20 protein-coding genes are annotated in these 20,030 nt (G+C 59.5%); 6 read left to right on the forward strand and 14 right to left on the reverse strand.

Annotation, left to right across the window (positions count from 1 at the left end; translation table 11 throughout):
• Positions 1-212 precede the first annotated feature (212 nt).
• Entirely contained in the window at positions 213-1,157 is a 945-nt protein-coding gene (locus IE079_RS13210) for a TPR end-of-group domain-containing protein (protein ID WP_227712500.1), read from the reverse strand.
• A 204-nt stretch (positions 1,158-1,361) separates the two neighbouring features.
• Between IE079_RS13210 and IE079_RS13215 the strand changes: the two genes are divergently transcribed.
• Positions 1,362-1,907: a MarR family winged helix-turn-helix transcriptional regulator gene (locus IE079_RS13215; RefSeq protein ID WP_189577190.1), complete on the forward strand. Its 546-nt coding sequence runs from the start codon at positions 1,362-1,364 to the stop codon at positions 1,905-1,907.
• A 364-nt stretch (positions 1,908-2,271) separates the two neighbouring features.
• Here the strand turns inward: IE079_RS13215 and IE079_RS13220 are convergent, their stop codons facing one another.
• The 8 genes from IE079_RS13220 to trhP all read right to left on the reverse strand — a co-directional run bounded on the left by IE079_RS13220 (position 2,272) and on the right by trhP (position 10,349).
• Positions 2,272-2,733 (reverse strand): SufE family protein, encoded by a 462-nt coding sequence (locus IE079_RS13220; protein ID WP_189577192.1) that lies wholly within the window; start codon positions 2,731-2,733, stop codon positions 2,272-2,274.
• Positions 2,730-3,272, reverse strand: coding sequence for a putative Fe-S cluster assembly protein SufT (sufT, locus tag IE079_RS13225; protein ID WP_189577194.1), 543 nt, complete (start codon positions 3,270-3,272; stop codon positions 2,730-2,732). The genes IE079_RS13220 and sufT overlap by 4 nt, the downstream gene beginning before the upstream one ends.
• Positions 3,273-3,301: 29 nt before the next feature.
• The gene (locus tag IE079_RS13230) at positions 3,302-3,655 is read right to left on the reverse strand and encodes a HesB/IscA family protein (RefSeq protein WP_189577196.1); all 354 of its coding nucleotides are present in this window, start codon (positions 3,653-3,655) and stop codon (positions 3,302-3,304) included.
• A gap of 13 nt (positions 3,656-3,668) precedes the next feature.
• Positions 3,669-4,922 (reverse strand): aminotransferase class V-fold PLP-dependent enzyme, encoded by a 1,254-nt coding sequence (locus tag IE079_RS13235; protein ID WP_189577198.1) that lies wholly within the window; start codon positions 4,920-4,922, stop codon positions 3,669-3,671.
• Positions 4,923-4,928: 6 nt separating this feature from the next.
• Positions 4,929-6,212 (reverse strand): Fe-S cluster assembly protein SufD, encoded by a 1,284-nt coding sequence (gene sufD, locus IE079_RS13240; RefSeq protein WP_189577200.1) that lies wholly within the window; start codon positions 6,210-6,212, stop codon positions 4,929-4,931.
• Between the two features lie 15 nt (positions 6,213-6,227).
• Positions 6,228-6,992, reverse strand: a complete 765-nt coding sequence (sufC, locus tag IE079_RS13245; protein ID WP_189577202.1) for a Fe-S cluster assembly ATPase SufC — start codon at positions 6,990-6,992, stop codon at positions 6,228-6,230.
• A gap of 245 nt (positions 6,993-7,237) precedes the next feature.
• Entirely contained in the window at positions 7,238-8,686 is a 1,449-nt protein-coding gene (gene sufB / locus IE079_RS13250; RefSeq protein ID WP_189577204.1) for a Fe-S cluster assembly protein SufB, read from the reverse strand.
• A 349-nt stretch (positions 8,687-9,035) separates the two neighbouring features.
• Positions 9,036-10,349: a prephenate-dependent tRNA uridine(34) hydroxylase TrhP gene (gene trhP, locus IE079_RS13255; RefSeq protein WP_189577206.1), complete on the reverse strand. Its 1,314-nt coding sequence runs from the start codon at positions 10,347-10,349 to the stop codon at positions 9,036-9,038.
• Positions 10,350-10,496: 147 nt separating this feature from the next.
• On the opposite strand from trhP, the gene IE079_RS13260 reads away from it, so the two are divergent.
• Positions 10,497-11,003 carry a helix-turn-helix transcriptional regulator gene (locus IE079_RS13260; protein WP_227712501.1) on the forward strand — a complete coding sequence of 169 codons (507 nt, stop codon included), beginning with the start codon at positions 10,497-10,499 and terminating at the stop codon, positions 11,001-11,003.
• 75 nt (positions 11,004-11,078) lie between these two features.
• Here the strand turns inward: IE079_RS13260 and fabB are convergent, their stop codons facing one another.
• From fabB to IE079_RS13275, 3 genes are all read right to left on the reverse strand, one after another.
• The gene (gene fabB / locus IE079_RS13265) at positions 11,079-12,293 is read right to left on the reverse strand and encodes a beta-ketoacyl-ACP synthase I (protein WP_189577208.1); all 1,215 of its coding nucleotides are present in this window, start codon (positions 12,291-12,293) and stop codon (positions 11,079-11,081) included.
• An 11-nt stretch (positions 12,294-12,304) separates the two neighbouring features.
• Positions 12,305-12,814, reverse strand: coding sequence for a bifunctional 3-hydroxydecanoyl-ACP dehydratase/trans-2-decenoyl-ACP isomerase (gene fabA, locus IE079_RS13270; protein WP_189577210.1), 510 nt, complete (start codon positions 12,812-12,814; stop codon positions 12,305-12,307).
• A gap of 179 nt (positions 12,815-12,993) precedes the next feature.
• A complete protein-coding gene (locus IE079_RS13275) occupies positions 12,994-14,181 on the reverse strand; it encodes an NnrS family protein (protein WP_189577212.1) in 1,188 nt (395 codons plus the stop codon).
• A gap of 134 nt (positions 14,182-14,315) precedes the next feature.
• On the opposite strand from IE079_RS13275, the gene IE079_RS13280 reads away from it, so the two are divergent.
• Complete coding sequence (locus IE079_RS13280) at positions 14,316-14,690, forward strand: SirB2 family protein (protein WP_189577213.1); 375 nt, start codon at positions 14,316-14,318, stop codon at positions 14,688-14,690.
• 38 nt (positions 14,691-14,728) lie between these two features.
• Here IE079_RS13280 and IE079_RS13285 read toward each other — a convergent pair whose 3' ends face one another.
• Positions 14,729-15,559, reverse strand: coding sequence for an ion transporter (locus tag IE079_RS13285; protein WP_189577214.1), 831 nt, complete (start codon positions 15,557-15,559; stop codon positions 14,729-14,731).
• Between the two features lie 219 nt (positions 15,560-15,778).
• On the reverse strand, positions 15,779-17,140 hold the full coding sequence (locus tag IE079_RS13290) for an MFS transporter (protein WP_189577215.1): 1,362 nt from the start codon (positions 17,138-17,140) through the stop codon (positions 15,779-15,781).
• A gap of 287 nt (positions 17,141-17,427) precedes the next feature.
• On the opposite strand from IE079_RS13290, the gene IE079_RS13295 reads away from it, so the two are divergent.
• From IE079_RS13295 to IE079_RS13305, 3 genes are all read left to right on the forward strand, one after another.
• Complete coding sequence (locus tag IE079_RS13295; protein WP_189577216.1) at positions 17,428-17,889, forward strand: universal stress protein; 462 nt, start codon at positions 17,428-17,430, stop codon at positions 17,887-17,889.
• Between the two features lie 40 nt (positions 17,890-17,929).
• The gene (locus IE079_RS13300) at positions 17,930-19,432 is read left to right on the forward strand and encodes an MFS transporter (protein WP_189577217.1); all 1,503 of its coding nucleotides are present in this window, start codon (positions 17,930-17,932) and stop codon (positions 19,430-19,432) included.
• A gap of 150 nt (positions 19,433-19,582) precedes the next feature.
• Entirely contained in the window at positions 19,583-19,951 is a 369-nt protein-coding gene (locus tag IE079_RS13305; RefSeq protein WP_189577218.1) for an ankyrin repeat domain-containing protein, read from the forward strand.
• The last annotated feature ends 79 nt before the right edge of the window (positions 19,952-20,030 follow it).

Below are 20,030 nucleotides of genomic sequence, written 5' to 3' on the forward strand. Positions count from 1 at the left end.
AAGTACGGGAACAGCCAGTCGGCCTGTTGCCGCCGCCGGTCACTGTTCACAGTTTCCTCTTTCGTCGCATCCCCTGCATCGTCACGATTCCGGATTATGTGACATTCTGAATCGTTTTTCGATGACTTTGGGCGAATGTTCACAGGCAATGATCGGGTGATGGCCGATATCACAGGGTCAAAGCAAAAGCCGCGCCATCATTTTCCTACCGGTCAGGTGTCGTCCTGTTGCGGGTCGTTTTCCTGCGGATAGACCAGGTCACGGAACGCCTGGTGATCCTGTAGCCTGGCAAAGCTGGGGTCCACCGAGGCGTCGTCACGATAGGCATCGGAGATTTCCACCGCCGTGGAGAGGTTGGCCACCGCATCATCCCAGCGGCCGATCTCGGCGTAAGCGCAGGCCAGCTGGTAGTGTGCGTGGCCGTTCTCGGGGTTCAGTTTCAGGGCCCGCTGGCACAGGCTGATGGCCCACAGCGGTTCCTGCATTTCCAGCACCGCGTCGGCCTTGAAGCTGAGGGCCTCCACATCGTCCGGGCGAAGATCCAGAATGCGGTCGTAGGAAGCGATCTTGTTCTGTTGAGAGGTTTCCTGGCTGGCCTTCAGCCACAGGGAGTGCACCTCGTTGGTGCGCTCGATCTCCGCCTGGTTCTGGTGGATGATGTCGGATTTCTGTTGCAGCTGTTCCTCGATGGATTCGAGGCGGTTCTCGTACTCCACCACCAGTTCGTTTACCCGCTTCTCGGCCAGGCTGGTGAGCTGGTTGCGCATGTCGCGGATCGAGTTCCAGCCGATGACTACCAGAATGGAGGTTGCACCGGCGATCAGGTAGAAAAAGTAGGTCACGGTATCCGTGGCATAGGACATGGTCTTGTCGGCCACGGACAGTTCCTTGTCCACCACCTTCTCGATCAGCTCCGCGCGGGTGTTCTGCATCTCGGTCCGCAGGGCCTTGGTTTCCTCCAGCAGATAGAGCTCCACGAACGGTGTGTACATGGATTCCTCCAGCTCTGGTATTTCCTGCTCCACATCCTCTGCGGTCGCGCCACCCCGCTCCTCTCCGGTGGGCTGGGCCATGACAGTGGCCGGCAGGGTGAGCAGGACAGCCATCAGGCAGGACAGCAGGCGGGCGCGGAGAGGGAGAGACGGTGTCTGGTACATCGCAATTCCTGTGAATCGGGGTGGCAACGGGATGCGAACCATAGCATAACCTTTGTCAATGCTGCTCTGCGATGGCTTTACCGGACCATAGCAGAGCGCGGCCAGGGGCGCCGGGAAAAGCCCGTAAGGGGTAGGGCGTACTTGCTTTTTATGGCGCAAAGACCTCTAATAGTTAGTGGTATAAACAAATGGTGTTGCCGAGACATGTCCAATCTGAATGAGCGCCACAGTAGCCCGGAAGCTTCCCGGGACGACAGCAAGAATTATGAGCAGGTACTGGTTGCCCTGCGGCGGGTTATCCGTGCTACCGATCTTCATTCCAAGCGCCTGAGCAAACACGCCGGCCTGACCGGCCCGCAGTTGCTGATCATGCGCTCAATCCGGGATCTGGGCGAAGTGACCATCGGTACCATTGCCGATCATGTCAGCCTGAGCCAGGCCACGGTCACCACCATTCTTGACCGGCTGGAGCTGCGCAACCTGGTCTACCGAGTGCGCAGTACCCGCGACAAGCGCAAGGTTCATGCCCACCTGACCGATGAAGGTGACCAGGCGCTGGCCCGTGCACCGCTACCCCTGCAGGACAACTTTATCCGCAAGTTCCAGAACCTGGATCAGTGGGAGCAGAGCATGATTGTAGCGTCGCTGCAGCGGGTTGCGAATATGATGGACGCGGATGACATTGATGCGTCTCCGGTGCTTGATGTGGGCTCGGTGCTGCGGGAAGACGGCTGGAAAGGAAAAGGCTAGTGTGCCGTCCGGTTAATTCGCTGATCTACTGAGCCCCTGAGGGCCTTGAGAGCAAGGCGCGGTGGTGAAGGTTTGGTGGTTCCAAATCGAGTCAGCGCAACGCGGCTATCAAGGCCCTCAGGGGCTCCCGAAGGGCGCGACGCTGGGACTTCTGGCCGGTGTTGCCAGTCCTTGATGTGGAACCACCACACCGGCGGACTGGCGCCTTGGCCAGAAGCCCCAGCGTCACGCAGTAGGTCAGCGAATTAACCGCACGGCACACTAGGGGCAGGGCAGCAGTCGGCAATGCTGAAGCAGAAAACGCTGAGTTGTCGGGTCCGCCTGGCTGGCGGACCCTGACTGTGAGGTCAGTGCCTGGTAAGGGTCAGGCCGCGACTTCTTTCGCCGCGATGTCGCGGATCTTGCCTACCATGGCCCTCAGACCGTTCCCCCGGGTCGGGGAAATGTGGCGGAACAGGTCCAGGCGCTCGAACAGTTCGTCGACATCGGTGGTCAGCAGTTCACGGGGCGTCTTGCCGTTCATGGCGACCAGAATGATCGCCGCCAGGCCGCGGACGATCATGGCATCCGAGTCGATCAACAGATACAGCCTGCCACTGTCCTCGTGGAAATGGTGGATCAGCCAGACCTGGCTCTGACAGCCATGAACGTAGTTGCCCTCCACCCGCTCATCGTCCGGAAATGCGGGTAGCTGCTTGCCCAGGTCAATAATGTAGGCGTAGCGGTCCTCCCAGTCATCCAGGAACTCGAACGCATCGACCACATCATCCAGGGTGGTGGTCTTGCCCAGGGGGTTATCGAGAAACTGCTGTTCGCTGGCCGTCATAGCATCCCCAGTTCAAGTTTCGCCTCGTCAGTGAGCATTTCGCTGCTCCAGGGCGGGTCGAAGGTGAGATCCACGGTAACCTTGTCAACATTGGGAACGTGTTCAAGCTTGCGCTTCACATCGTCAGTGATCACGGGGCCCATGCCGCAGCCGGCGGCGGTGAGGGTCATCAGGATGTGGATGTGGTTGCCGTCGTCGGTGTCGTTGTGGATCTGGCAATCATAGATCAGTCCCAGATCAACCACATTGACCGGAATTTCCGGGTCGTAGCAGTTACGCAGGGCTTCCCACACCTGGTTCTCGTTGACGGTGCCGTCGGCGGGAGTCTCGAAGCTGCTCTCCAGCGGCTGCTTGCCGAGTGCGTCGGCATCGTGCCCCTCGATACGGGCCAGGTTACCGTTCACCGCTACCGTAAAACTGCCGCCCAGCGACTGGGTGATGGTCACAAAGGTATCCGACGGAATCATGATTTCCGTGCCAGAGGGCACAAGGCGGGCTTCCACCTCGCGTTTGGTCAGGACCACTTCCCGTTCTTGCATGCCTGTAATGGCCTCGCTGTTGTCGTCGATCAGGCGACGGTGAAACTTTCACCACAACCACACTCTGCGGTGGCGTTGGGGTTGCGGAACTCGAACATGGAATTGACACCCTGAGTCACAAAGTCGATCTCGATGCCGTTGACCATGGGCAGGTGTTCCTTCCTGACGTAGATGTCCACGCCGTCCACGGAATACACCTCGTCGTCGGCTTCAGGTGTCTCGACCCAATGGGTCTCGTACTTGAAACCAGAGCAGCCACTCTTGCGGATAGCAAGACGAATGCCCCTGGCTTCCGGCTTTTTCGCCAGCTGCTTGCGCACATGCTCCACGGCCGTAGGCGTCATGGTGACGCCGGCGGCCGGTGTGAAGGTTTCAGCTGTCATGGTTCCACCTCCGTCAGGCAAAAAGGCGCTGGATCTTCTGCAGACCGGTGAACAACTGGTCCACCTCTTCCAGCGTATTGTAGAACGCAAAGGACGCCCGGGCAGTACCGGGAACCCCGTAAAAATCCATCAGCGGCATGGCGCAGTGGTGACCGGTGCGGATAGCGATACCCTGCTGGTCCAGCAGGGTACCTATATCACTGGGGTGCAATCCTTCGATTTTAAAGGACAGCACCGGCACTTTGTTCTGTGCCGTGCCGATCACGCTCATGCCCGGTACCGTCCCGACCAGATCATTGGCCCGGGTCAGCAGGGCGGCCTCCGCTGCTTCCATGGCCTGGCGGTCCAGCCCTTCCACGTAGTCGATGGCGGCACCAAGACCCACGGCTTCGGCAATGGCCGGCGTCCCCGCCTCGAACTTGTAGGGCAGGGTGTTCCAGGTGGTCCGCTCGAAGGACACACGCTCGATCATCTCACCACCGCCCTGGTAGGGCGGAATCTCTTCCAGCAGCTGTTCCCTGCCGTACAGCACGCCAATGCCGGTGGGGCCGAACAGCTTGTGGGAGGAGAAGGTGTAAAAGTCACAGTCCAGGGCCTGCATGTCCGGCCTGAAGTGAGGCACCGCCTGGGCACCGTCCACCACGGTGATCACGCCCCGGGCCTTGGCCTGCTCGATCAGCGGCGCTATCGGATTGACCGTACCCAGCACGTTGGACACATGGGTAATGGCCAGCACGCGGGTGCGCTCCCCCAGCAGGCTGTTGAAGGAATCCAGATCCAGCTCGCCATTGGGGTGCACCTGAACCGGCACTACTCTGGCACCGGTACGCTCGGCCACCATCTGCCAGGGTACGATATTGGCGTGGTGCTCCATATGGCTCACCAGAATCTCGTCGCCTTCCCGCAGGCGGGGTGCCAGGCCGTTGGCGACCAGGTTGATGGCTTCGGTAGTGCCCCGGGTCCAGATAATCTGCCGCGTGCTTTCGGCATTCAGGAATCGGCGTACCGTTTCACGGGCCCCTTCAAAAGCGGTCGTCGCCCGGTCGCCCAGGCTATGGGCGCCCCGGTGCACATTGGAATGCATCTCGCGGTAATAACGGTCCATGGCATCCAGCACGGCCACGGGCTTCTGGGCCGACGCGCCATTATCCAGATACACCAGCGGCTTGCCGTTCACCTGTTGGGACAGGATCGGAAAGTCCCGGCGAACAGCTGCAACGTCAAAACCGGCCTTGCTGGCGTTGTTTGCCACGGAAAGATCGCTCATACCGGATCAGGCCTCCCTGAAGGTGTGGTCAAAGAACTGGTTCAGGCGTTCGTTGGCGCTGTCACGAACCTGCTCCACCGGAATCTGTTTGACCAGTTCGTTGATGAACGCCATGGTCAGCAGCACATTGGCGTCGCGGCGGTCGATGCCCCGGGACACCAGGTAGAACAGCGACGTCTTGTCGAGCTGGCCAATGGTGGCGCCGTGGGCGCACTGCACGTCATCCGCGTAAATTTCCAGTTCCGGCTTGGTGTCTATCTCCGCCCCGGTGGACAACAACAGGTTCTTGTTGTTCATCTCCGCGATGGAGTTCTGGGCGTCCTGATGAATATGGATGCGACCGTTGAACACCGCGTGGGACTCGTCCGCGGCAATGTTGCGGTAGGTCTCCTCGCTGTTGCAGTTGGGCACCATATGATCGATGCAGGTGTGGTTGTCATAGTGCTGCTTGCCCTGGGTGACCACCACGCCGTTGAGCTTGCACTCGGCGCCTTCGCCTTCCAGCCGCAACTGCAGATCATGCCGGCGCAGAGGGCCGCCAAAGCCGACGCAGTGGCTCTCGAAACGGGAGTTGCGCTGCTGGCGGACCCCGGTGGCGCCGATGTGCTGTACGTTCTGGCCTTCCACATTCAGGCGGATGCTGGTGATCTGCGCGCCATCACCAACCGTGAACTCGGTAACAGAGTCGACCATGACCGATTCGTCGCCACTGGAAAGGTATTCCTCAACCAGCGTCATCTGGCTGTGGCGGGCGGCGTCCACATAGATTCGCGGGTAGGCGGAACCACTTGCAGAGGCGGTAACCTCATGCACGATAAACAGGGGCTCGCGCAACACGGTATCCGGCTTCAGGGTGATCAGCAAACCATCCTCGAAACGGGCCGAGTTCAGACGCGCCATCTGCGTGGCCTTGCTGTCCAGAGTATTGTCCAGGCGCTCGGCCAGGGCGGTCGCATCAGCGTCGGGCAGGTCGGCAAAACGCTGCACGGACAGGCCATCCACCTGCGGCAGCCTGCTGGCCTCACTGTCTACCACGCCATTGCGGAACACCACCCGGTAGCCGTCTTCGGCCACGCTGGTGCTGGCACTACCGGCGGGCAGGGGAGAGGCCAGCTCGTCGGACAGCTTCAGATGCTTGCTGGAATACTTCCAGTTCTCGGTCTTGCGGGTCGGCAGTGGCATATCCACCAGAGCCGTACCCCGTTGTTTGCGCAGCGCCAGCAGCGGTTGCGGCAGGGCTTCACCCGCCGGTTGCAGGAAGGCGCTGGAAAGCGTTGGTGCTGGTCTCATTCCAAAACCTCCTGATCAGTGGGCTGCGGCTTCTTCGTCTTCGACACCCAGCCAGCTATAGCCGCGCTCTTCCAGCTCCAGCGCCAGCTCACGGCCACCGGACTTGACGATCCGGCCGCCGGCCAGCACGTGCACGTAATCCGGCACAATATGGTTCAGCAAGCGCTGGTAGTGGGTCACCATCAGGATCGCCCGGTCCTCGGCGCGCAGGGCGTTGACCCCGTCGGACACCACTTTCAGGGCATCGATATCCAGGCCGGAGTCGGTTTCGTCCAGAATCGCCAGCTTCGGCTGCAGCAACAGTGCCTGCAGGATCTCGTTGCGCTTCTTCTCGCCACCGGAGAAGCCCTCGTTCACGCCACGCTTAAGGAAAGCCGGATCCAGATCCACCTGCTGGGAGACCTTCTTCGCCAGCTTCATGAACTCGGCGGCGTTCATTTCGTCTTCCCCACGATGGGTGCGCATGGCGTTGACCGCGGTGCGCAGAAACTGCAGGTTACTGACGCCGGGAATCTCCACCGGATACTGGAACGCCAGGAAAATACCTTCCCGCGCCCGCTTCTCGGTTTCCAGCTCCAGCAGGTTTTCCCCGTTCAGCGTAACCTCGCCGGAAGTGACCTCAAATGCCTCATTCCCTGCCAGTACCTGGGACAGGGTGCTCTTGCCCGAGCCATTAGGCCCCATGATGGCATGGACCTCCCCAGCCTTGATCTCCAGATTGATGCCCTTGAGGATCTCTTTCCCCTCAACGGAAGCGTGCAGGTTCTTGATACTCAGCATTTGTAGGATTCTCTCTCGTCAAAAAACGTTCAGAATTCAGTTGTGTCTGTCCCCACACGCCGCTGTGTCAGCAGGCCATACAAAGGTTCGGGGGACAGTGATCGGGTAGGGCTTTCCGGGACCTTCAAAAACAGGGACGTTTTTGAAGAGCCTCCAGGGAAGGATTCACGGCGTGTCCCGGAAAGCCCTACCCGATTGCTGGCCCTCCCCCAGAGCCAGCAGGCAACATTCGCTAATAATCAGGGTCAGCCAACAGACCCTTCAAGACTAACCTCAAGCAACTTCCCGGCCTCGACCGCAAACTCCATCGGCAGCTCCTTGAACACCTCTTTACAGAAGCCGTTCACAATCATGGAAACCGCCTGCTCCGGGTCGATACCGCGCTGCCGGCACAGGAACATCTGCTCGTCACTCACCTTCGAGGTGGTGGCCTCATGCTCCACAATGGCCGATTTGTTCTTGCTCTCAATGTAAGGGAACGTGTGCGCCCCGCATCGATCACCAATCAGCAGCGAGTCACACTGGGTAAAGTTCCGCGCGCCCTCGGCACCGGGCTGGAACTTCACCAGACCGCGATAGGCATTGGAACTGCGACCGGCGGAAATACCCTTGGAAATGATCGTACTGGTCGTATTCTTGCCCAGATGAATCATCTTGGTGCCGGTATCCGCCTGCTGATAGTTGTGGGTCAGGGCCACCGAGTAGAACTCGCCGACACTGTTATCGCCCTTGAGAATGCAGCTCGGATACTTCCAGGTGACGGCAGAACCGGTCTCCACCTGGGTCCAGGAAATCTTCGAACGGTCGCCAAGACAGGCGCCACGCTTGGTGACAAAGTTATAGATGCCACCCTTGCCGTGCTCGTCACCGGGGTACCAGTTCTGAACCGTGGAATACTTGATTTGCGCATCGTCCAGCGCCACCAGCTCAACCACCGCTGCGTGCAGCTGGTTCTCGTCCCGCATGGGCGCGGTGCAGCCTTCCAGGTAGCTGACGTGACTGCCGGCATCGGCAATGATCAGCGTACGCTCGAACTGGCCGGTGTTGGCGGCATTGATGCGGAAGTAGGTGGACAGCTCCAGCGGGCAGCGAACACCCTTCGGAATGTAGACGAAAGAGCCGTCAGAGAAGACCGCGGAGTTCAGGGCGGCAAAGAAATTGTCCCCGGCCGGAACCACCGAGCCCAGATACTTCTCCACCAGCTCCGGGTACTTCTGCACCGCCTCGGAAATCGGGCAGAAGATCACGCCGGCTTCTGCGAGCTGATCCTTGAAGGTGGTACCGATAGACACAGAATCGAAGACCGCATCCACCGCCACACCGGCCAGCTTCTCCCGCTCGTGCAGGGGAATGCCCAGCTTCTCGTAGGTGCGCAGCAGCTCCGGATCCACTTCATCCAGGCTCTGGGGCATGTCTTCCTTCTTCTTGGGCGCGGAGTAGTAGGAGATAGAGTTATAATCCATCCGCGGGTAATCCACGTGCGCCCAGGTGGGGTCATCCATCTCCAGCCAGCGACGGTAGGCCTTCAGGCGCCAGTTAAGCATGAACTCCGGCTCCTGTTTGATCTCCGACAGGCGGCGGATGACATCCTCGTTCAGCCCGGGTTCAAACGAATCGGTTTCGATTTCAGTCACGAAACCGTGCTCGTATTCCCGTTTGATCAGCTCTTTCACCTCGTTATCGGTGGTCGCCATGATCGTCGCTCCGTAATTCTCTCATCGCGGGCACTTGGCCCATTAGTGTTGCCTGCAACCGGGGCTAAGGTTTGCCGCGGGAGGCAGATTTGAATCCGGGAAGTCGCAGTGGTCGCTCGTCCGGTGAGTACGCCCTGCAATCATTTATTGGATGAGTCGCCATCTCGTGAAAAGCCACGGGAGGCACTGCCTTTTGGGGCTATCCCGATGTTTCTGATGACCAATTGTACAATATCAGAGTATTTTAGTCAGGTATTATTTCGTGACAGTCTGAATTATACCCCAATCGCCGTGCCGAGGCTCCTCAAGCACGGTAATCGGGGTAATAGGGAGGGGCTGTTAACAGGGTTTACCGATAATCCACGCGGGTCAGATAGGCATGTGCGAGATCGGCGGGGGTGTTGTCGGGCTGCGGTATGCGAACCACGTGGCCGCTGCCGGGAGCCCGTTCCGTCGCCTCACCCCGGGCAGTTTCCATCTGTTGTGCCAGGAATTCCGTGCGGCCGGAGGGGGTGAGAAGCTCCAGGGTGTCGCCCACCCGGAACTGGTTCTTCACATCAATGGTCAGCCAGCCACCGGAGCGGTCAGTGATGGTGCCTACCACCTGCTGGGTGCCGGCGAAGGAAGAGCCCTGTTCGTAGGTCTGATATTCCTTCGGTGGGTGGCGGCGCAGGAAACCTTCGGTGTATCCCCGGTTCGACAAGGCCTCCAGCTCGTCCATCATCGCCATGTCGAAAGGTTTGCCCGCCAGCGCGTCATCGATGGCCCGCCGGTAGACGCCGGTGGTACGGGCCACGTAATAGGTGCTTTTCGTGCGGCCTTCGATTTTCAGGGAATGAATGCCCATTTTTACCAGCTCCGACACATGCTGCACGGCACGAAGATCTTTCGAGTTCATGATGTAGGTGCCATGCTCATCTTCGTAGGCAGGAATCAGCCCGCCGGGGCGGTTGGGTTCTTCCAGCAGCATTTCGCGGGGCTCGAATTGTCCGACTGTGTCATCCCTTGAGGTGGCTATCAGATCACCGGTCTGGTCCTGATCGTGGGCCACCGGCTTATAGTTCCAGCGACACGCATTTGTGCAGGCGCCCTGGTTGGCATCCCGGTGGTTCATGTAACCTGATAGCAGGCATCGCCCGGAGTAAGCCATGCAGAGCGCGCCATGGACGAAAACTTCCAGCTCCATGCCCGGGACCTGCTGGCGGATTTCACGGATTTCCTCCAGGGCCAGCTCCCGGGACAGGATCACCCGTCGAATGCCCTGGCGGCGCCAGAATTCCACGGTGGCCCAGTTGACGGCGTTGGCCTGGACCGACAGGTGAATGGCCTGGTCCGGCCAGCGCTCCCGTACCAGCATGATCAGCCCGGGGTCGGACATGATCAGGGCGTCGGGGCGTCGTTCGATGATGGGCTCCAGGTCTCTCAGGTAGGAGCGCACCTTGCTGTTGTGGGGCGCGATGTTGGAGACCAGGTAGAACGACTTGCCCTGGCTGTGGGCCAGCTCGATACCTTCCGACAGGGCTGTCACATCCCTGAAACTGTTGTTCCGCACTCTCAGCGAGTAACGGGGCTGGCCGGCATAGACAGCGTCGGCGCCGTAGGCGAGGGCGGTTGTCAGGTGGTCCAGGGTGCCGGCAGGGGCGAGAAGTTCAGGCTTGTGCATGGGTCTACGATGTCCGGGGCATTTTGTTGCCCGGAGTCTGCCGCAGCTTCAAGGCTTATGCATTGACCCGTCTCAATGTTCATGAGACAAATTTTGAGCTAACATCTGTACGCTCAAAATCTACAAACGCAGCGAGGTTTCCAGCCCATGAGGTCGGATGCATTGGGGACTCTGATCGTCGCCATGGTGCAATTTCTTCAGTCGTCGGGGTTTTCCCGTGGCGAGCTGGCCCGTTATGCAGGGTTGTCGGCGGAAGAGCTGGCAGAACCCGAGGTCCGCTTGTCGCCGTCGCAGATGCAGCGTCTGTGGCAGCTGATCCAGACCAGGATTTTGCCCACCCTTACATTCAGCCGGCAGGTTCGCCCGCTGATTACCCGTCATCTTGCCCGCGGCAAGGTCAAGGTAGCGTCAGTGGCGGCAGAGCTTAATATGAGCCGCTATACCCTGTACAAGAAACTCAAGGAGGAGAATCTGACCTTTGCCGGTCTGTTGGAGGACGTGCGACGGGAGCAGGCTTTGAAGTACCTGCGTGACAGCAATCGTTCACTCTCTGAAGTGGCTGAGTTGCTGGGGTTTTCGGAGCTCAGTGCGTTCAGTCGGGCGTTCAAGCGATGGATGGGTAAGTCGCCGGCGGAGTTTCGGGCGGCGTGTTAAGGAACTGAAGTCTTACCGACCCGGCGCGTCAGGCACCGGGTCGGTAAGCTCGGGCAGAAAAATCAGAAGTTTCAGTTAGCCCTGGTACTTTCTGAACACCAGCGAAGCGTTCGTCCCACCAAATCCGAAGCTGTTGCTCATGATCAGTTCGGTCGGGGTGTTCTGCAGCTCGCGGATGATCGGGTAGCCTTCGGCGCCTTCATCGAGGGTCTCGATATTGGCGGACGGTGTGATGAAGTCATTCTGCTGCATCAGCAGGGAGTAGATGGCTTCATGCACGCCAGCTGCGCCCAGGGAGTGACCAGTCAGCGGCTTGGTGGATCCCAGTGGCGGGATCTTGTCGCCGAATACCTGCTTGAGGGCCTTCAGCTCGGTCACATCACCAGCCGGTGTGGAGGTGCCGTGGGTGTTGATGTAGGACAGTTCGCCGTCAACGTTTTTCAGTGCCTGCTGCATGCAGCGAACAGCGCCTTCACCACTGGGGGCGACCATGTCGGCACCATCGGAAGTGGCGCCAAAGCCTACCAGTTCTGCAATGATGTTGGCGCCCCGGGCCCTGGCGTGTTCCAGTTCTTCCAGGATGACCACGCCGCCGCCGCCGGCAATCACGAAGCCGTCGCGGTTGGCATCGTAGGTGCGGGAGGCCTTTTCCGGGGTGTCGTTGTACTTGGTGGACAGGGCACCCATGGCATCAAACAGCAGGCTCAGGCTCCAGTGCACGTCTTCGCCGCCGCCGGCAAACATGATGTCCTGGCGCCCCATGGCGATCAGGTCAGCGGAGTGACCGATGCAGTGGGCGCTGGTGGCGCAGGCGGAGGTGATGCTGTAGTTCACGCCCCGGATGCCGTACGCGGTCGACAGGGAGGCGTTGATGGCGCTGCCCATGGTGCGCGGTACCCGGTACGGGCCCACACGGCGGATGCCACGGTCACGGTGGGTATCGATGGAGTCCATCAGCTCGACCGTGGACGCGCCACCGGTGCCCATGATGATGCCAGTGGTGTCGGCCTTGATCTGCTCGTCGGTCAGGCCTGACTGCTCGATGGCTTCTTTCATCGACAGATAGGCGTAGGCCGAGGCGGGGCACATGAAGCGAAGCAGCTTGCGGTCAATCAGTTCCTTGTAGTCCAGATCAATGTCACCGCAGATATGACTGCGCAGGCCGGCGTCCTTGGCCTCCTGGCTGAAACGGATGCCGGGTTTGACGTCACGCAGGGACTGGGTGACTTCCTCTTTATTGTTACCGAGGCTCGAAACGATGCCCATTCCGGTAATGACAACTCGACGCATGGTGCCGGCTCCTAAAAATCTTCTGTTGAGGTGAACAGGCCAACCCGAAGGTCCTTGGCGGTGTAGATTTCACGACCGTCAACTTCCATGCGGGCATCAGCAATAGCCATGGTCAGCCTACGTTTGACCATTCTTTTGATATCAAGATGATACCGGACCAGCTTGTTTTCTGGCAGCACCTGGCCGAAGAATTTCACTTCGCCTGCGCCCAGCGCACGGCCCTTGCCCTGGCCACCGGACCAGGCCAGGAAGAATCCCAGCAGTTGCCACATGGCATCAAGGCCGAGGCAGCCGGGCATCACCGGGTCGCCCTCGAAGTGAACCTTGAAGAACCAGAGGTCCGGGTTGATGTCCAGTTCAGCAATCAGGCTGCCCTTGCCGTAGGCACCGTCGGTGTCATTGATGTGGGTGACGCGGTCCAGCATCAGCATTTCATTGATGGGCAGGCGCATGTCGCCTTCAAAGAGGCGTCCATGCCCGCAGTCGATCAGTGCGGCTTTGTCAAAGTGGTCTGGCTTCATGAGTGCGGGAGGTTCCGTTTCTGACTGTAACCTACACTTTACTCGTTACAGCAGAAAAATCTATTGACCGATGGTTGTAGTTTTTTGACTGGTGGTTGCTCGGGTAACCCCCGAAGCCCTGATTGACGGGCTTCGGGCGGAGGTGAACGCTTTTCGGGCTGACTGGCTTTTTTCTCCGCTCAGCCCGGTTTTCCATCCACCCTCGGGCTCGCGAGTATGCCGGTGTACCTGGCCAGGAAGATGGCATAGGCGAGTGCCCAGAGCAGACCGCTGACGGTGACGCCGGCGTGCCAGGGCAGGCCCTCGAAGGCCGTGGTCACTCGTATCAGCGCCGCCAGGTGAATGGCTGCGAAGGCCAGCACCATGCCTTTCGGCAGTACCATGGGGCGCCCCGTATGGCCCAGCGATACCCGGGCAATCACTCCCAGCACCAGGCAGGCGACGGCACCGGTGCCGGCGGCGTGTGTCCACGCGGAGGCTGGCCAGCCCGCCAGCAGGGTACCGGCGAGCAGGATCAGTGCCACCGGCACCCAGAGTATCGACAGGTGCAGGATCCACAGCAGCGGCTCTTCGCGTACCAGCCAGCCTTTCCAGTGGTAGAGTCGGACCAGTATCAACGCCGCAGCCACCAGCGCCAGGCCAGCGGTGACCATGGTCCATCCGGTCACCAGTGAAGCCAGTAGCAGGACCATGGTGAACACGCTGGCCATGTCCAGGGCCGGCACCATACGGACACGGTCAGCGGCCAGCCCCCGCTGCCGCAGCCAGCCAGTGGTGAATGCCGGGGTGATGCGACCGCCGATAATGCTGATCAGGGCCATCGCCATGATGAGTGCGCCATAGGCATATACCGGGTTCAGGCGCACTACGAAGGCTATCTGCATCAGCCACAGCAGGCCCAGTACCAGCAGAATCATCAGTTGCCTTTTCTGGCGGGCATGCCAGATACGCCAGCCGGCATCCAGCATCACCAGCGGCAGAAAGGCCAGGTTGACGCCCTGAACCAGCCAGGCGGGCAGGTCTGCGCCGACTGTCAGCAATACCCGGGCGCTGGCCCAGACGGCCCAGAGCAGGAACAGCCGCATCCCATGGGTTCGTTCGGTGCCGGTCCACACGCAGACGGCGGTCAACAGGAAGCCGGCAATGGCTGCCGACAGGAACCCGAACAACATTTCATGCTGATGCCACAGAACACCGGGCATGGCGAGAGGCAGCTGGATGGTGCCGGTCACCTGTAGCACCCACAGGGGAATGCCAATCAGTGACAGCAATGTCAGTGACAGAAAGAAAATGCGGAACGGATAATCAAAAAGTCGGGTCACACTGGCGCCGGAGCGCCTGGTCTCATGGCTGGATATGGCCTGCATCGCGGACCTCCGCTTAACATGTATTATGGGTGTAGATTAAGGCCGCGAGTGCCAGGCTGGCTATACCCGCTTGGAGGTAATTACCCCAAGCATCGCGTATAATGGCCTACCACGCTGATTCGATAAGGAAAAAAATGGCTTACGTAATACTCAAGCACCTGCACATGACCACCGCCTATCTCACGGTGGTGCTGTTTGCCCTGCGCCTGCTGCTGGATATGGTCGGGCGGCCGGGCTGGCGTCAGACACCACTGAGGTGGATTCCCCATGCCAACGACACCCTGCTGTTGCTGGCAGCTATCAGCCTGTTGTTCGTCACCCCCTGGATGCCATTCGTCAATGACTGGCTGACCTGGAAGGTGTTCCTGCTGGTTGGTTACATCGTAGCGGGTGTTTTTGCCATGAAGCCCGGGTTCAGTGTCCCGGTACGGGCGGTGGCGGCCATCCTGGCTCTGGTGCAGATTACCCTGATCTTCCATCTGGCGATGACGAAGGCTGTTCCATTCTGATGCTGCGGCGCTCTCCGGCCACGGGGAGCGCCCGTTTGTCAGGTCTGGCGACTACCTGCGCCGATCTGTGTTGAGAGCTTATTGAGCTGTGTCTGAATGGCGGTCAGTTGCCGCGCCATTTCATCCCTTTCATCGTGCGCCCTCTGGGCTTCCCGGGCGTTCTGCTCTTCCCCCATCACCTCCAGTATCGCGCCGATCATCATGTTCAGGAACACGAAGGCGGTCAGGAAAATGAACGTCAGGTAGTAGATCCAGCTGAGCGGATAGGCTTCCATGGTGGCGTACATGACATCGGTCCAGTCCTCGAAGGTTGCCACCCGGAACAGGGTCAGCATGGCAATGGCCACGTCCCCCCACAGGGCTTCATCCACTTTTGCAAAGAACATGGACCCCATGGCCGCGTAGATATAGAAGATGATGAACATCAGCAGGGCGATGTAGCCCATGCGCGGGATGGCCTTGAGCAGGGAATTGATAAGAAAGCGCAGCTCAGGTACTACGGAGACCAGACGCAGTACCCGGAATACCCGCAGCAACCGGCCCAGTAGCACGGCTTCGGAATTGTTCAGGGGGATCAGGCTGCCAACAACTACCAGAGTATCGAAGAGGTTCCAGCCATCAAACAGGAAGCGCTTCTTGTCGGGGCACGCCGCGAACCGGAACAGGATCTCGATCAGAAAGAAAACCGTGATCGCGTTATCCATCACTGTCAGGCTACTTTCCACCAGCGTTGGCAGATCATAGGTCTTGGCGCCGATTGTGAGGGCGGAAAGAATGATGATGGTAATCACCACTCCCTGAAAAATCTTGCTGGACTCAATATGGCGTAACTGATGCAGCCCTGACTTCGGGTTCAGCTCGGCAGACATAACGACAGCTCCAGGTGGACAGGACGCGGGGATTCTAATGGCGGGGATGCTCGGGGTATAGGTGTCTGCAGATTAAATCTGCCTTATGCCGTCCACCGGCTCGCCTTCTGGCCGCCGCATTGTTATGGCGGCCTCACCAGCTTCGCGTCCCGGCATATCCAACGAAAAGCCCCCGGTCGTCCGGGGGCGTGTTGTCAGGGTTGGGCTGGTGCGCCGGTCTCAGGGTTTCCGGGGCGGAGGAGGCGTGCCGGTGTCCTGGTGATCCCGTGCACGAGTCAGGGGATAGAACAGGTGTGGCGTGGACAGTTCCGGAAGATCGGTCTGCTCCTGATTGGCTCCCCATTCCTGGCGCTCGGCGATACGGATCGCGTAGTGCATCCAGATCAGGGCGGCCGCCACGATCACAAACATCAGCATGAAACTGCTTTGCCAGATACCGGTGATGTCATTCAGCACGCCGAACGCCAGAGGCAGAATAAAACCGCCCAGTCCGCCGATCATACCCACGACACCGCCGACGGCCCCGACGTGGAGCGGATAATACACCGGAATGTGTTTGTAGACCGCCGCTTTCCCGAGGGACATGAAAAAGCCCAGGGTGAAGATCAGGGCAATGAACAGGGGCAGGGTCGTGGTGAGCGTGAAGCGGATGTCACCATCGATGCCGTGGATGATGTACTCGGTGGGCGGATAGCTGAGCAGGAAGGTGCAGATGACAGACGCAATAAAGGTCCAGTACATCACCCGGCGTGCACCATACCGGTCTGACAGCCAGCCGCCCAGAATCCGGAACAGGGAGGCGGGGATGGTGTACAGCGCGGCAATCATGCCCGCGGTGCGGATATCCAGGCCATAGACGCCGATAAGGTAGTGGGGCAGCCACAGAGCCAGCGCCACGAAGGCACCGAACACAAAGAAATAATACAGCGCAAATCGCCACACCCGGAGCTCCCTCAGGGGCTCCATTTGCTCCATGAACGATTTTGCTTCCTCTCCCCTGCGCTTCGCTGCCAGCGGATCTTCCTTTGCCAGGATAATGAACAGCACGCCCATGACCGCCAGCACCGTGGCGTAGATCTGGGCAGTCTGTTCCCAGCCGAATGCCACCAGCAGGAAAGGGGCACCGAAGTTTGTTACCGCTGAGCCGACGTTACCCGCGCCGAAGATGCCCAGGGCCGTACCCTGTCGCTTGGGTTCGAACCAGGCGGCCGTGTAGGCCACCCCGACGATGAACGAACCACCGGCCAGGCCGACTCCCAGGGCACCGACCAGCAACATGGCGTAACTGGTGGCGAAGGTCAGCAGATAGACACAAAGGGCAGTGGTCAGCATCAGAACACCGAACACCCAACGCCCGCCGTAACGGTCGGTCCAGATGCCAAGAAACAGCCGGCTGATGGAGCCGGTCAGAATCGGTGTAGCCATCAACAGGCCAAGCTGGGTATCCGAGAGCGCCAGGTCTTCGGCGATGCGGATGCCGATAATCGAGAATATTGTCCACACCGCGAAGCACAGGGTGAACGAGAAGGTGGATAAGCCCAGAGCCCGGTACTGCTGTGAGCGTGTTGGCGTGGTCGTCATTGCGGTCCTCCGGTCCTGCGATTCGTACCTGAATACTGGCTTTAACCTTATCAAAAACGGGGTTTTTTCAGGCGGGGCATTGGAGGTACCTCCTGGTGGATGCGGCAGAGGTATGAATCAGGGGGTGATTGTCCCCTGGGGGGTAGGTTGTTGATTTCCCTGGTGGGGTACACCTGATCAGCGTTGATATCGGTCAATTCAGGATGACAGTGGAACGTGGGCTAATGGCTGACAGATATCAATAGACGCCCCGTTTACGGGGTAATTGCCTGTCTCAGGAGAAGCCCATGAAAATCATGCTTGCCTACGATGGTTCGAGGAACGCTAGACTGGCCCTCGCCCAGACCATCACCATGTTCCGGGATCTGAATCCCCATTTGATTCTGGTGGCGGTGGCGGAAAACCCCCGCGATATCACCTCGGGTAATGAAGAGCTGTTCCAGCAGGAAGTGGAGGAGCTCAAGCAGCATATCAAGGAAGCCCTGGCCGTATGCGAAGGGGAAGCTGTGACCAGTGAAAGCCTGATGCTGGAAGGCGACCCCCGCAAGATGCTGCTTTACGCCACCGAGAAAAAGTTCCAGCCAGACATGCTGGTGATTGCCCGGCACAGCCACGAGCCGGATGGCGGCTTCATCGCCCGTTCCCTGACCTATTTCGTTGATGAGCTGGATTACATGACCTTCGGCAGCGTGAGCTCGTTTCTTGCCCGCCGCGTTCAGTGCCCGCTTCTTATCCTTCCCAGCCGCTGAGTGCGGCCGTATTACGAGTTGATAGCCCAAGGAGGCTGCCATGAAAGTCGCTGACGTGTTCCGCGTTCGCAATCCGGAGGTCAGGGCCCTGCACCTGACCTGGATTGCGTTCTTTATTACCTTTTATGTCTGGTTCAATATGGCGCCGCTGGCGTCGAGCATGCTGAAAAGCGTGAACTGGCTGACGGCAGATGATCTGCGCCTGTTTGCCATCTGTAACGTGGCCCTGACGATTCCGGCACGGATCGTAGTGGGCATGGCCCTGGACCGCTTTGGTCCCCGCCGGGTGTTCTCGGTGCTGATGGTGGTGATGTCCATCCCCGCCCTGGTGTTTGCGTTCGGTAACACCATGACCCAGTTGCTGGTCAGCCGTCTGGTACTGAGCTCCATTGGTGCCAGCTTCGTGGTGGGTATCCACATGACCGCCATGTGGTTCAAGCCCAAGGATATTGGCTTTGCCGAGGGTTTCTATGCCGGCTGGGGCAATTTCGGCTCCGCCGCTGCAGCCCTGACCCTGCCCACCATCGCCCTGCAGATGTACGGCGGTGAGGACGGTTGGCGCTGGGCCATCGCCCAGAGTGCCATTGTGATGGCCGGCTACGGTGTCTACTACTGGTTTGCCATTACTGACGGCCCTGAGGGCACGGTTCATCGCAAGCCCCGCAAGGCGGTCGCGCTGGAAGTCAGCACCTGGGGCGACATGATCAAGCTGATCCTCTGGACCATCCCGTTGGTGGGCGTGTTGGGCATCCTTGTATGGCGTATCCAGGATATGGGTTACCTGAGCGTGACCTGGGCGATTGTTGCCTATGCGGTGATTGTGGCCATTGTCATCTATCAGATTATCCAGATCCTGCGGGTCAACGTGCCCATCCTCAAAAAAGGCGTGCCGGAAGATGACAAGTACCCCTTCAACAGCGTGGCTGCCCTGAACAGCACCTACTTTGCCAACTTCGGTGCCGAGCTGGCAGTGGTTTCCATGCTGCCCATGTTTTTCGAGGAAACCTGGAGTCTCAGCGCTACGGCCGCAGGCATGATCGCAGCCTCGTTCGCCTTCGTGAACCTGGTGGCCCGTCCCATGGGTGGTCTGGTGTCCGACCGCATGGGCAATCGCCGCTTCGTTATGCTCAGCTACATGTTTGGCATTTCCGTAGGCTTCGCGCTGATGGGGCTGCTGAACTCCAACTGGCCGCTGATCATTGCGGTGGGCATTACGGTGTTCACCTCCTTCTTCGTGCAGGGAGCGGAAGGCGCCACGTTCGGCATTATCCCCTCCATCAAGCGTCGCCTTACCGGCCAGATATCCGGTATGGCCGGGGCGTACGGCAACGTGGGCGCCGTGGTGTACCTCACCATCTTCACCTTCGTTACCCCGACCCAGTTCTTCTATATCATTGCTGGCGGGGCCTTTGTCAGCTGGCTGCTTTGCATACTGTGGCTGAAAGAGCCGGAGTCCGGGTTTGCCGAGGAGTACATGGTCTCTTCCGTTGACCTCGAGATTGAGGAAGAAGAGCGTCAGCGTCAGGCAAACGCGGCGACCTGACTGTCAGTAGGTAGTACAAAAAAGCCCGCCCGGAGCAATCCGGGCGGGCTTTTTTGTGTCTCTGACAAGCTTGTATTCGGCAATAGTCATTGGACGGGAGGTGCGGCCACGGCCTGGTTGGATCGTTGGTCAGGCGTGTTGGGTGGTTTGGTGGCAGTGCTGCTGGCGGGGTTGTGGCTTATATTCCAGGAAGGTGAGGATCATGAACAGCAGGATCTCCGGGGACGGACCCCACTGATCGTCGCCGCCGAAGAGGGAGACCTTGAACGGGTCGAATACCTGCTTGCACAGGATGTCCTGATTGATGCCGGCGATAACTGCCAGTGGACAGCCATGATGCGGGCCGCGGCAGGTGGTCACAGTGAGACTCTGGTAAGGCTGTTGGACGCAGGGGCAGATATCAATCATCGGGAGAAATCCGGCTATGCCGCCCTGATGGTAGCGGCCGTCATTAACCGCCTGGAGACGGCCGGTATTCTGGTGGAGCGGGAGGCTGAGCTTCAACGTTCAGGAAACTGAAAGTGGCCTGACGGCTCTGATGTGGGGGGTACGCAACCGGATCCCGGATAGGGGCAGGCTGCTGTTATCGGCGGGTGCG

It is taken from the genome of Marinobacter zhanjiangensis, from assembly GCF_014651935.1.
Taxonomy (GTDB): Bacteria; Pseudomonadota; Gammaproteobacteria; order Pseudomonadales; family Oleiphilaceae; genus Marinobacter; species Marinobacter zhanjiangensis.

Excerpts from the sequence above, each read along its gene's own strand:
- IE079_RS13210 (WP_227712500.1), bottom strand. The coding sequence starts at position 1,157 with ATGTACCAGACACCGTCTCTCCCTCTCCGCGCCCGCCTGCTGTCCTGC.
- IE079_RS13215 (WP_189577190.1), top strand. The coding sequence starts at position 1,362 with ATGTCCAATCTGAATGAGCGCCACAGTAGCCCGGAAGCTTCCCGGGAC.
- IE079_RS13220 (WP_189577192.1), bottom strand. The coding sequence starts at position 2,733 with ATGACGGCCAGCGAACAGCAGTTTCTCGATAACCCCCTGGGCAAGACC.
- sufT (WP_189577194.1), bottom strand. The coding sequence starts at position 3,272 with ATGCAAGAACGGGAAGTGGTCCTGACCAAACGCGAGGTGGAAGCCCGC.
- IE079_RS13230 (WP_189577196.1), bottom strand. The coding sequence starts at position 3,655 with ATGACAGCTGAAACCTTCACACCGGCCGCCGGCGTCACCATGACGCCT.
- IE079_RS13235 (WP_189577198.1), bottom strand. The coding sequence starts at position 4,922 with ATGAGCGATCTTTCCGTGGCAAACAACGCCAGCAAGGCCGGTTTTGAC.
- sufD (WP_189577200.1), bottom strand. The coding sequence starts at position 6,212 with ATGAGACCAGCACCAACGCTTTCCAGCGCCTTCCTGCAACCGGCGGGT.
- sufC (WP_189577202.1), bottom strand. The coding sequence starts at position 6,992 with ATGCTGAGTATCAAGAACCTGCACGCTTCCGTTGAGGGGAAAGAGATC.
- sufB (WP_189577204.1), bottom strand. The coding sequence starts at position 8,686 with ATGGCGACCACCGATAACGAGGTGAAAGAGCTGATCAAACGGGAATAC.
- trhP (WP_189577206.1), bottom strand. The coding sequence starts at position 10,349 with ATGCACAAGCCTGAACTTCTCGCCCCTGCCGGCACCCTGGACCACCTG.
- IE079_RS13260 (WP_227712501.1), top strand. The coding sequence starts at position 10,497 with ATGAGGTCGGATGCATTGGGGACTCTGATCGTCGCCATGGTGCAATTT.
- fabB (WP_189577208.1), bottom strand. The coding sequence starts at position 12,293 with ATGCGTCGAGTTGTCATTACCGGAATGGGCATCGTTTCGAGCCTCGGT.
- fabA (WP_189577210.1), bottom strand. The coding sequence starts at position 12,814 with ATGAAGCCAGACCACTTTGACAAAGCCGCACTGATCGACTGCGGGCAT.
- IE079_RS13275 (WP_189577212.1), bottom strand. The coding sequence starts at position 14,181 with ATGCAGGCCATATCCAGCCATGAGACCAGGCGCTCCGGCGCCAGTGTG.
- IE079_RS13280 (WP_189577213.1), top strand. The coding sequence starts at position 14,316 with ATGGCTTACGTAATACTCAAGCACCTGCACATGACCACCGCCTATCTC.
- IE079_RS13285 (WP_189577214.1), bottom strand. The coding sequence starts at position 15,559 with ATGTCTGCCGAGCTGAACCCGAAGTCAGGGCTGCATCAGTTACGCCAT.
- IE079_RS13290 (WP_189577215.1), bottom strand. The coding sequence starts at position 17,140 with ATGACGACCACGCCAACACGCTCACAGCAGTACCGGGCTCTGGGCTTA.
- IE079_RS13295 (WP_189577216.1), top strand. The coding sequence starts at position 17,428 with ATGAAAATCATGCTTGCCTACGATGGTTCGAGGAACGCTAGACTGGCC.
- IE079_RS13300 (WP_189577217.1), top strand. The coding sequence starts at position 17,930 with ATGAAAGTCGCTGACGTGTTCCGCGTTCGCAATCCGGAGGTCAGGGCC.